The sequence below is a fragment of the Sinorhizobium psoraleae genome, assembly GCF_013283645.1.
GTDB classification, from domain to species: domain Bacteria; phylum Pseudomonadota; class Alphaproteobacteria; order Rhizobiales; family Rhizobiaceae; genus Sinorhizobium; species Sinorhizobium psoraleae.
This window is the reverse complement of the sequence record NZ_JABEKV010000030.1, coordinates 1-7,213: the sequence shown is the minus strand read 5'-3', so window position 1 is coordinate 7,213 and position 7,213 is coordinate 1. Positions and strand designations below refer to the sequence as shown.

Genomic DNA, 7,213 nt, shown 5'->3' with positions numbered 1-7,213 from the left:
CGATTTCCGGCAGTTTCCAATACTTCAAAACAGATGGGAATCCCCTAATTCCAGGGCTGGTCGCGACTTAGCGAAATCCTTGTCCCGTACTAACGGAAATGCGCCGGTTTAATCGGATCCTCGGCCCGGCAGGATTAGCGCGACCGATCGCCAGACTCTGCCGCCAATTTACCAAGCGCTCGCAGAACCTCAGCGAGAGGTTCGAGCAGATGTGACGGAATATACTCGTCTACAAGGCCATCCTCCAGCAGCGCACGCGCAAGCGGAATGTTTCGCATCACCGGCACAGCGGTAGCAACCGCCGCGTCGATCATCCGCTGCGCCATGAAATCGGTACCAATGGCACTGATCATGGGCAAGGGAGTTTGCCGCCCATCATAGTAAATGGCCACAGCAATATGCGTGGGATTGGTGATCAAGACGGTCGCGCGGCGCGATTGATCGATCATGGCCTTGCTGAGCAACTCCATATGGAGCTGTTTGCGCTTTCGTATAATCAGGGGGTCGCCTATACTCTCCTTGTATTCTCGATGCACCTCACCCCTCGACATCATGTTTTTCTTCGTGAATCGCCAACGCTGCAATGCGAGGTCCGCAATTGCCACCGTTAGAAAAGTCATTGCCGTATAGATGGCGATACCGAGCAGCAAGTTACCTGTCACAGCGCTTAGGCAGGGGATTCCGCAACTTGGCGCCCAGACGAGCGCGTGCATACCGTCGCGCAACACTAGCAGAAGTACCAAGCCGATTATCAGAACCTTTGTGATCGACTTAGCCAGCTCAATCAAATTCCTCAGCGAAACGATGGTTTTGACGTTCTCACTGGGATTAAGCTTCCTCAGCGACGGCGCCACCGCCTTGGGCGTGAACATCGGACCATTCTGTACGATGTTGGCGCCCAGCCCGACGACGAGAACGATGCCGATGAAGACCGCGAGCATACTTCGTAGCTCGGCAATGTAGAACTGCAAGAGCTTTTGAGTGATACTCAAAAAGTCACCTTCGAGAAGCGGCAGCGGCATCAGAATCATTGCCTCAAGCCGGTTTATCATTGAGGGCAAGGAGGCGAAGAACAGAGCGAAAAATGCGACGATCAGTGCCGCGGACACAACTTCTTTGCTGCGCGCGACCTGCCCCTGTTTGCGCAGGTCGCGCAACCTTTTGGGAGTAGGCTTTTCGGTCTTTGCACCGCTCATGAAAACCAGTTGGTGATGAGGTTGAGTATGGCAGCCGGTGACGGTAGGTGCTTATTGGCGTCTGCCAGAACGATCGTCAGCGAAAGAACTAGGACCAGGATGCCCATCGCGCTCTTGACGGACATGGCGAGAAAGAAGACCTGCAATTGTGGCGCGAAGCGGCTGATGAGTGCCAGACACACTTCGCCCAGGAACATAGCAACGATGGCTGGACCGGCGAGCAGTAGTGTCAGCAGCATGACGATATCTGCGAGATGAAGGATTCCCGGCACGAATTCCGGACCGAATGCGGGTTGCAAGCTCCATAGTGGCCAGACAACATGCGAGCGATAGAGCGCTTCGACCAAGAAGGAGAAGCCGCCGGTGACGAACAGCCCTGTGACAAAGAGCTGGCCGAGCAGCGTTCCAAGCGGCGAAACCTGATTGCCGCTCGCCGGATTCAAGAGGCTCATCATCGCAGCGCCCCTTTGGTTGTCAATGAAGGTGCCCGCCGCCTCAACACCCCAGATGGTCGCGGCAATTGGCATTCCGAGTACGAGCCCGAGCAAAAGTTCCTTCAGCCCCAGGCCTAGGATCATCGTCATATGCAAGCTATCAAGGTTTGCGGGCCTAGTTGCCCAAGCATGCGCCATTATGGGGAGGCTCAATGCCATGATTGCGCCGTTCCGCGCCAGCCCAGTCACAATGCCGCGCCCCAGAATGGGTATGACCAGCATCATGCCCGTCGTACGCGCCATCGCGAGCGCAAGGACGATGAGGGCGGGCAGTAACAGAGAGGGATCAAGTAGCGACATGGAGACGCATCAACTGAAACGGTCGAGAGCCGCTGGGATGGCCCTCCCAGTTGCCGCGAGATGATCATAGACAGAACGATATTCTCGCACCCTTGACCTCATATCGCGCCGATTGTGTCGAAGATATTTATCGCATAGCGATATAGCTCCCCACTAAACCAGTGCGCAGTCGCCACCAAAACCAGGCTGACGCATATCAGTTTCACGGCGAACGGCAGTGTCTGCTCTTGAACCTGAGTCAGGGCCTGCACAACGCTGACGACCAGCCCGACCGTTGTAGCGATGGCGATCGTAGGCGTCGACAGAACCAGCGTCAGTTTCAGCGCGTCGACGGTGATGTTGGCGAGAGTGGTGCTATTCATCACGTTGGCCCCGCATAGGACAAGACGAGACCGTGAATCAGGCGCTGCCATCCGTTCACCGCGACGAACAAGAACAGTTTGAACGGCAGGGATATCGTCATCGGCGACACCATCATCATACCCATCGCCAGAAGGATGTTCGAAATGACGAGGTCGATGATGATGAAAGGGAGGAACAGAAGAAAACCTATTTTGAACGCGTCCGCCAGCTCGGATGTGATGAATGCTGGAATCAAAATTACAAAGTCGTTTTCAGTTACAGCATCAGCGTCCGCTTCGCTCCACAATTCACGTGTGGTTTTGGCGAAGAATTGCCGTTCTTGTCGCGACGTGTTCTTCAACATAAAGTTGCGAAAAGGCTCCATAGCAAGCGGCATCGTTTCGCTGAGTCCCTGAAAATCGTCGAATGCGATGCCTTTATGGCGCACCGCTTCATATGCGCTTTTTGCCGCTGGTTGCATAATATACAGGGAGAGCAGGATGGCGACCGCATTCAGGGCCATGTTCGGCGGAATGTTTTGGACGCCGAGGGCATTGCGGATCAATCCGAATACGACCACGAGCTTGACGTAGGACGTGACGGTGATCGCGAGGAAGGGCACAAACGACATGGCGCCGATTATGGCGATTAGGGCAACGGGATCAGGCAACCCGCTGTTCATCGCTCGGCTCGTTCTAGGCGCATATCTAGGATACGCACGCCTGTCCTATCGGCGATGCGCACCAACTCGCCGGCTGCGACCGTCTGGCCATTAACTCGCAGAGTAATAGTGGTTGTGGCGTCGAAGCCAAGATCCAGTATTTGGCCGACAGCGAGCTCACGAACCTGTTTGAGCGACATCGTCAGGCGTCCGACGTGCACATCGACTGGGAGGTCGATGCCGTCGAAGGTTTCCGGAGGAAGAGAGTCTGGTCTATCCATCATGCGGTCCACTGCTGAAAGGACTGTAAGGCGGCCATCCATGATCGAGGCGCGAAATTGTGAACTGCCGGAGAAGCACAGTAGAACACTCATCGCGCCCTCATTGGCGACTGGTGGGACGTCGAGCAGGATGACGTCGCCTCGCGTAAGTGCGTCTAGTTCCGCCAAGGAGAGGCTCACACGAGCGACTGTCAGATCGAGAGAGATGGCCAGATCGTCGGGCACTGCGTACACGACAGGCAGCGCACTGCAGCAGCCAGCGATCCATTCGAGGCCGCCGGCATCGAATTCTACCAAGCCGAGGAGTTTGTCCGGTCCATCCCGGCGAACAAGCCTAATTGCGTGGGGAAGCGCCGCCGTAATCTCAGACGAAGACCAGATGGGCCGCTGACCGCACCATCGTTCCACCTGAGTCCCGACGTCGCGTAAAACGATGTCGAACAGGATCTCCCGTAAGCCGTCATCCGTTGGCAGCGTCGTGATGTCCCGCCAATGTGTCACCGCTATGGGCGGAAGCAGCATCGAGTCGATGGCGATGCGAATATTGTGACCGTCGAGGCGCATCATGACCCGGCGGTAATCCGCCGAAACATCCGGAAGTTTCGAACCGGGCAACAGGGCTGCCACGTCGACGCCAGCGAGACTGAAAACGGCAGGCAGGCGGGTAGCAAGAAGCGAAATGGCAGCTGCCTCTCGTGGACTATAGCAAGGGAGATCGATCACGTGCACTTCTCGGCTACATAGTGGAGAACCTGCTCCAGCCCGCAACATCCCCCATCACCGTCCTGTTCCTCCGGCGTGGACTTGCGTGCACCTACCATCACCGCGACCCGCATGCCGAGCCGTTTGGACAAGTCGCGTGCAAACGCATGGCCCTGGAACTGCAGGATGAGCCAAAGGCGCTCGGATTCGATGAAAATTCGCAGGGTATCGTGCCGATAACTGATGGTCACGCGCGTATCGCCGACTAGTTCGCCGTGGAGCACGATCTGCACCGTTCCGTCTCCGAGATTGTCTCGGCCGACCGAAATGCGATCAGCTATTGCCTTCGCCAATTGGGCGAGTGCGGCTGAGCGTGGCGGCGTCCCCCGCTCGTCCGCCTCCCGAAGCTCTAGAGAGGTTTTCAGGATTGCGGCGCCGAGCAAGGTCGCACCGGGGAAGATGAGCATGTCTTCACCAGTGGGCACCTCGCTGCTGTGTTCTGCCGACTCAAGCTCGTGGTTGCGGGGATCCTTGGCCGGTTTGTCGTCAATCAGTGGCTCATGGAGCATCTGTGAGAACCGCTCGATGTCCCCAAGCCGCGTGAACAGCGGCGCAGCAGCTGTCCCTGCGGGACGAGTGGAACATTCACTCGGTGTAACGGCCGACATCGCAGCATGCCTCGCTAGAGTACGCCCTCGCATAAGCTCGATGCTCAACAATTCCGGTCCCAGTGGAACTGGTTAACCCAATATACATAGGTGAAGAATCCCCTTAAAGGTCTCGTTCATCGTGTCGGCAAGCTTGCCCCATGGCTCGACTGAGTTCCGATCCTCAGTAGATGCAAGTCACTCAGCCTAATGAAATCATTCAGTCACGGCGACGGATGTCCCGAAATCATCACGCCACTCGCCGGGAAGGGCATCCGCTTCTCGTTGAGCTGTCGTTTTACATTACAATCTGCTCAAAGCGGGCCCGAAGCAAATACCGTTTCGATATTGCATCATCTGTCCTTCTTATGCATGAGCTCTGAAACGCCTGCTGCGGTGTCGTCAAACCTGATAGGTTTTTATCGGAACTGGAGAGTGGGAATTCGAAACAAAGCGGATCGTGTCCCGGGAGGTTCTCTAATGGCCGTGGTCAAGCTGGTCGCAGTGGGCCCGGTCAGGCTCGTGGTTCTCTTCGAGGTCGGTTCTTCAACCGCCTCGTCATGGCGTTGGATAGGCTTAACCGACCCGTGTGGTGTTCGAGGTTATTGGGGGAACCGGCACTCGCATTCGTGGGATCGGTCTTGGCTGCGCCATCGTCCTGACCGGACGAGATCGTGTCTCAGGGAGAGGTTGTCTTCCCAGTCGTCAAGGTGCTTTTGGCATTCGGCGACCTTGCCGGGTTGCGGGTAGGCAACCACTCCCTGGGACGTCATCAAAGATTTCGCGATCGGCAATGAGACGGACAGAGGAGCAACCGACCGTGATTACCCACTTTCCGGCATAGCTCGCGGCTCAACGTTTACCCGTAGTCGGGAAGACGTGAATGAGCTTCGGTCTGCGCCGCACAGCTGTGTAGAGCACGCCATTGATCATGAAGGTCTGGGGTCGGTCCTCGCTCGGCAGCACATCATAATAGTGCATTCCGCGCATAAGAGCCTCTGGCGCCCACTGGTTGCCGTGTTGCCAGTCTGGAGCGAACTCTCTCAGCTCCGGCGGTGCCGCCTGCACGAAATTTGTCGTGCCGAAGATTGATGCGCCAACTTCTTGCTGCCACGAACGTGGAGTTGGCTGATTGACGCTTGTCTCTGGCAGGCGGACAATTGGAGCCAATTGCTGCCAATACTGCGTATTCAAACTGTCGGCGGGAGGTTCGGCCTCACCAGCCCCACGGCTGGGAAGGGTGCTCAACCGCTGTTGGAGTTGCTCCCGATCGGCGACGAGGTTGCCGAGGTCCAGCGGCCGCTGCTGCCGCAATAGTTGACCAGCGCCCGCGTGCCCTCCACCACAAAGACGCCGCAATCAAAATCGTTTTTCTGTTGGGCCATCCGGCCTGGCGCCAACGGGGCGCCCAGCCGTGCCGCCAGCCGTGTTGCGGCCCCGTCGTTGTATCCCCTTTCCTGGCGGGAGTCGTAGTGATAGGCGACCGGCTCTCGCGGGTTGCGGCGGTCGACGAGCAGCAGCGACCAATGCACGCCATCGTTCACTGGCAGGAACAGGAAGTTGGCTGGGCCGTTGGTTTGAGCATAGATGGACCCCAAAGATCTTTCCAGCGTTCGCTGGTCCGAGCGGCGCAAGCTCAGTAGAGCCGATACCAACGGATCCACCAGCCTTATGCTGGCGGCGAACGCTGGAGCGATCCGCTGCAACTCCTCCTGCAGGAGTCCGTAATCCCTCAGGATGTGGTCGGAGCTCAGCCACTCGTTTGCGCCGAGCACCGACCCGGCCGGGACACTGGAGGCGGCCATCGGATCCGAAGCCCCGATGTGAGCATCGGAGGTAGTCGGAAACGCCTCGTGCGAGGAGGAGGGCGGGCGGTCCCACCCGAAAGGTCCCCGCCCTTTGGCTTCCTCCACATCGGACCAAAGCTGCTCCCGATTGTAACTGTTCGTTTGCGATCCGGCCCGTTCCCGCCCACTTGCCTGCTCAGGGGCCAACCCCAACGCCGGGTTCTCTTCCAGGTACTGCGCAAGCCCTGCAATAAGCCAGTTAAGACTAGAGCTCACGTTTCCTTTGGCTGTGCGGAAGTCATTGTAATCTGCTTCCAAAGACGCTTGCTGCTGCTCATTGCCGTTGAGGCGGCTCCTTATGCTCCCCCTTTTCTCGCTTTGGCGCCACTCACTAAAGCTACGTTGAATGCTAGCACTATTAGTGACAGTCTTCTTCTTTTTGCACTTGCTCAGCTGTTCACTGCAGAGGCCATCGATGATCTCGGCGTCGTCCGGATAAGGCTGATGCCGACTAAATTGCGGCGGGGGGCGCCTATGTACGTCCGAAGCCGATCGAAGTTCATGTTACGGTGCCCCAGCAGTTTTGCAAAGTCACTGTGATCTGCTTTCAACGCCGCTTTCTGCTGCTCAGTGCCGTTGAGGCGGCTCCTTATGCTCCCCCTTCCCTCTCTTCGGAGCCAATCACTAAACCTACGTTGATTGCTAGCAATATCCGTTATTCGTCTTCGGGAAGCCGCGTCGGGTCCGACCTTGCTCTGCTCTTCCTTCCAGAGGCCATCGATGGTGAGGCCGTCGTCGGGGTA

8 protein-coding genes and 1 pseudogene are annotated in these 7,213 nt (G+C 57.3%); all 9 read right to left on the bottom strand.

The features are described from left to right. Positions 1-134: 134 nt before the first annotated feature. Entirely contained in the window at positions 135-1,196 is a 1,062-nt protein-coding gene (locus tag ILFOPFJJ_RS34215) for an EscU/YscU/HrcU family type III secretion system export apparatus switch protein (protein ID WP_173514816.1), read from the bottom strand. Beyond that, positions 1,193-1,990 (bottom strand): type III secretion system export apparatus subunit SctT, encoded by a 798-nt coding sequence (sctT, locus tag ILFOPFJJ_RS34210; RefSeq protein ID WP_173514815.1) that lies wholly within the window; start codon positions 1,988-1,990, stop codon positions 1,193-1,195. Before sctT ends, ILFOPFJJ_RS34215 begins: the two co-directional genes overlap by 4 nt. A gap of 98 nt (positions 1,991-2,088) precedes the next feature. Continuing rightward, complete coding sequence (sctS, locus tag ILFOPFJJ_RS34205) at positions 2,089-2,352, bottom strand: type III secretion system export apparatus subunit SctS (RefSeq protein WP_173514814.1); 264 nt, start codon at positions 2,350-2,352, stop codon at positions 2,089-2,091. After that, positions 2,352-3,014: a type III secretion system export apparatus subunit SctR gene (gene sctR, locus ILFOPFJJ_RS34200; RefSeq protein WP_173514813.1), complete on the bottom strand. Its 663-nt coding sequence runs from the start codon at positions 3,012-3,014 to the stop codon at positions 2,352-2,354. Before sctR ends, sctS begins: the two co-directional genes overlap by 1 nt. After that, positions 3,011-3,901 (bottom strand): type III secretion system cytoplasmic ring protein SctQ, encoded by an 891-nt coding sequence (gene sctQ / locus ILFOPFJJ_RS34195; protein WP_173514812.1) that lies wholly within the window; start codon positions 3,899-3,901, stop codon positions 3,011-3,013. The genes sctR and sctQ overlap by 4 nt, the downstream gene beginning before the upstream one ends. Positions 3,902-3,993: 92 nt before the next feature. Next, positions 3,994-4,644: a hypothetical protein gene (locus ILFOPFJJ_RS34190; RefSeq protein WP_210267716.1), complete on the bottom strand. Its 651-nt coding sequence runs from the start codon at positions 4,642-4,644 to the stop codon at positions 3,994-3,996. Between the two features lie 831 nt (positions 4,645-5,475). Beyond that, positions 5,476-5,871 (bottom strand): hypothetical protein, encoded by a 396-nt coding sequence (locus tag ILFOPFJJ_RS34185; protein WP_173514810.1) that lies wholly within the window; start codon positions 5,869-5,871, stop codon positions 5,476-5,478. Further along, entirely contained in the window at positions 5,868-6,428 is a 561-nt protein-coding gene (locus ILFOPFJJ_RS34180) for a C48 family peptidase (protein WP_173514809.1), read from the bottom strand. Before ILFOPFJJ_RS34180 ends, ILFOPFJJ_RS34185 begins: the two co-directional genes overlap by 4 nt. 431 nt (positions 6,429-6,859) lie before the next feature. Further along, a pseudogene (locus ILFOPFJJ_RS34855) lies at positions 6,860-7,213 on the bottom strand (hypothetical protein); the annotation flags it as partial.